Origin of the sequence: Synechococcus sp. H55.9, assembly GCF_047462355.1 — a bacterium.
Classification (GTDB): domain Bacteria; phylum Cyanobacteriota; class Cyanobacteriia; order Thermostichales; family Thermostichaceae; genus Thermostichus.
Window position 1 is genome coordinate 2,336 of record NZ_JANSJB010000118.1, and the last position, 3,728, is coordinate 6,063.

General features: G+C 63.1%; 3 protein-coding genes. All 3 read left to right on the forward strand.

Annotation, left to right across the window (positions count from 1 at the left end):
- A partial coding sequence (locus tag NW857_RS11895; protein ID WP_414369050.1) for an ATP-binding cassette domain-containing protein occupies positions 1–552 on the forward strand: 552 nt, incomplete at its 5' end.
- A gap of 167 nt (positions 553–719) precedes the next feature.
- Positions 720–2,813: a protein kinase domain-containing protein gene (locus tag NW857_RS11900; protein ID WP_414369051.1), complete on the forward strand. Its 2,094-nt coding sequence runs from the start codon at positions 720–722 to the stop codon at positions 2,811–2,813.
- A 30-nt stretch (positions 2,814–2,843) separates the two neighbouring features.
- A partial coding sequence (locus NW857_RS11905; protein ID WP_414369052.1) for a protoporphyrinogen/coproporphyrinogen oxidase occupies positions 2,844–3,728 on the forward strand: 885 nt, incomplete at its 3' end.

Below are 3,728 nucleotides of genomic sequence, written 5' to 3' on the forward strand. Positions count from 1 at the left end.
GTGTGTGGGGGCAGCCGCTACAGCCGCGAGACCCTCCAGGTCAGGTACAAGGGCAAAAACATCGCCGAAGTCCTAGACATGACAGTGGGGGAGGCGCTGGAGTTTTTTGCCGCCCTACCCCCTGCCGCCAAGATCCTGCAGACGCTGGCCGATGTGGGCCTTGATTACATCAAGCTGGGTCAGCCCGCTCCGACGCTTTCCGGGGGGGAAGCGCAGCGGGTGAAGCTGGCGGCAGAACTGGCCCGCCGCTCCACCGGCAAAACCCTCTACCTGCTCGATGAACCCTCCACCGGCCTGTCCTTCTACGACGTTCACAAGCTCTTGAATGTTCTGCAGCGGTTGGTGGATGCGGGCAACACCGTGCTGGTGATCGAGCACAACCTGGACATCCTCCGCTGTGCCGACTGGATTATTGACCTGGGGCCGGAAGGGGGCGACCAGGGCGGCCAGATTGTTGCCGTCGGCACCCCTGAGGAAGTGGCCGAGCAGCCGGGATCCCATACGGGGCGCTACCTAAAGCAGGTTTTGCAACGACATCCCCCCGGCCACTGAGTAACTCAGGGTTACTCTGAGCCTTTTGCCCGTGTGGCATGATGATCCAGAAGGAAAAGGTTCGCATCCTCCCCAAGGGTAGAGCCAAAGAACTCCGTCCCGCTAAAGTGCTCCGCAGTGCTGACGCGAACGGTAGACCATATATGCCTGGAGTAGCCGGAGTCCTTATGGTAGGGCAGACCCTGGGTGGCCGCTATCAGATCTTGGAAGAACTGGGATCCAGCGGGCAAACCTACCTGGCCCAAGATGGCCATCGCCCTGAACAGAGCTGGGTGGTGATCAGGCGTTGGCAACCTCGCTCTCCCAAGGGGGAAGAGCCCTCTGCCGCCCGGCAGCGATTTGAACAGGCAATGGCGCTGTGGGAACGCCTGGGATCCCATGAGTGTATCTCACGCCTGCTGACTTATTTTGAGCAAGAGGGAGATTTTTACTGGGTAGAAGAGTGGATCGAGGGGCAGACTCTGGAACAGGCCCTGCGCCAGGCCACTGAGCAAGGTCAGCCTTGGACAGAAGCTGAGGTGCGGGCCTTTTTGCAAGATGTGCTGCAAACCTTGGCCTTGCTACACAGTGAGGGGGTAAACTGCTGCAACCTAGAGCCCTCTCGCCTGATCTGTCGCCGGGCGGATGGCCGCTGGGTAGTGTTGGGCTTGGGCTGCTGCAACTCTGGGCCCGAGGCTGCCGACAGCGATCTGGAGGCACTTGGGCTCATCGCCATACAGGCCCTCTCAGGGATCCCGACCCACAAGCTGTTTCGCGACCCGTTGACGGGAGAGCTGCGCTGGCACGATCTGGCTCCTACCAGCGCTCCTTTTGCCGCTTTTTTGGATTGCCTGGGGGGTTGTGACCCGCGGCAGCGCTTTGCTTCGGCAGCGGCAGCTTTGGCCGCTCTCCAGGCTTTGCCTCTGGCAGAGGGCGTCTCTCCCGGCGCTGAGATCCTGCCCGACCCTGTTGCCGCCGCTCCCTTACAGGAGCCGACTACGCCGCCGCGTTCCTCGGTATCACTGCGGGCGCGTTTCTGGATCCCACCACTTTGGGCGGGGAGTAGTCTGGCGGCTTTGCTGGTGCTACTCGGAGTTGCTGCCTGGCAACTGGCGGCCAACCTCAGCCTGTGGGGAGAGAAGGCAATTGTGCCCAGGGACTCTGTCCCGCCCGCGGGAACGAGGGCAAATTTGGGATCCGCTGGGCTCAAAAGCTTCAGCTCCCCAGAGCAGCCGCCCAATCCCTCCAGGACTGGATCCCTATCCTCTTCCAGCCCTGCCCTCAACCTAGCTGACTGGGCCAAGTCCTTGCGGCTCAAGGCCACACTGGAAGGCCCCGCCGCTATCACCGCTCTGGCCATCAGCCCGGATGGAGATCTCCTGGTTGCCGGGGGAGACGACGGTGTCATCCGCTTTTGGGATCCCCAGGCCGGCCAACTGCTGCAGAGCTGGGCAGGCCACGAAGGTTCGATTGAGACGCTGGCCATCAGCCCCGATGGTACCTTTTTGGTGAGTGGGGGGGCCGACAAGACGGTGCGGGTTTGGGATTTGGTCACCCTGGGGGATGGGGTGCCACGGCTGCAGTTGCAGGGCCACACCGAGCTGATCAACAGCGTCGCCATCAGCCCCGATGGCCGTTGGATTGCCAGCGGCAGCGCCGACCGCACCATTCGCCTTTGGCAAGCTGAGGATGGCCAGTTGGTGCGCACCATCGACAGCGCCGCCCACCCGGTTACCCAGGGGTCAGGCATTACGGCGGTGGCCTTCGCTCCCTCTGGGGTGGCGGAAAAAAGGAGCCCGCCCTGGATCCTGGTGGCCGCCAACGGGGATCCCACCGTTCATCTTTGGGATCCCGGCAGCGGGGCTTTGTTGAAAACCCTGGAGGCCGACTACCCCATCGAGCAGGTGCTCCTCAGCCCCGATGGCCGCCACTTGCTCGCCGCCAGCGCTTCCGGCGTCTGGATCTGGAACGTGGGCACGGGATCCCTCGAGCGCACTCTGGCCCAGCCCTTGTCTGGCTTGGCCACCCTTGCCCTCAGCCCCGATGGCCGCCTGCTGGCCAGCGGCACCGATCACCGCGCCCAGCAGATCAAACTCTGGGATTTGGGCAGCGGCAAAGAGTTGCGCACCCTGGGCGGCCAGACTTGGATGGTGAGTGCTCTGCTGTTTGGCCCCAACGGGCAAACCCTTCTCAGCGGCGGTGCCGATGGCGCCATTCGCATCTGGGGGCCAGAACATCCTGCCTCAGAAGGGGACTCAGCCTTGAGGAATCGAGCCAGGTAAAATACTCCACGGAGAAGGGATCCCAGCAGCATGGGCAGAGTGGTCATTATCGGGGCAGGGCTGGCCGGCTTAACCTGCGCCAAGGTGCTGAGCCAGGCGGGTTGGAGCGATGTCCTAGTCCTGGAAAAAAGCGACGGCCCCGGCGGGCGGGTGCGCACCGACGCGGTGGAGGGCTTCCGTTTGGATCGTGGCTTTCAGGTGCTGTTTACCGCCTATCCCCAAGTGCGGCGGCATCTGGATCTAGGCCAGCTCAATCCCTGCCCCTACCGTCCGGGAGCGATGCTGGCCCAACCCGGTCGCTGCTGGCTGTTGGGGGATCCCCTGCGGGATCCGACCAGCATTGTCCCTTCCCTCTTCAACCCCTTGGCCAGCTTTGGCGACAAGCTCAAGGTGCTGCAGTTGCGGGCGGAGCTGGCGCGGCGCACCCCAGAACAGGTTTTCCAGGAAGGACTGGGGGGATCTGACCGCTCGGTGCGAGAGTTCCTAGAGGAGTACAGATTTTCCCAAAAGATCTGCCAGCACTTCTTCTACCCCTTTTTCCGCGGCATTCTTTTGGATCCGGATCTGGCCAGCAGCGCCCGCCTCTTTGCCTTTTATTTCAAGATGATGGCCGAAGGAGCCATCGTCACCCCGGCGCTGGGCATGGGAGAGATTGTCCGCCAACTGGCCAGCCACCTTGCCCCAGAGCAGATCCGCTACCAAACCTCGGTGGAGCGCATCCTGGTGGAAGAGGGAAAAGTGCGCGGGATCCGCACCGCCAAGGGCGAGGAGATCCCTGCCGAGTGGGTGGTCTGCGCCACCGATGCCCCTCAAGCGCGGGCCTGGCAGGCCGAGCTCTGCCCTCAAGCTGCTGCGCCCATCCCCACCCAGGGACGGGCGGTGACCTGCCTTTATTTCTGCGCCCCCTTTTCCCTG

What these genes read in the sequence shown, in the direction of transcription:
- NW857_RS11900 (WP_414369051.1), top strand. Translation starts at nt 720, where the DNA reads ATGGTAGGGCAGACCCTGGGTGGCCGCTATCAGATCTTGGAAGAACTG.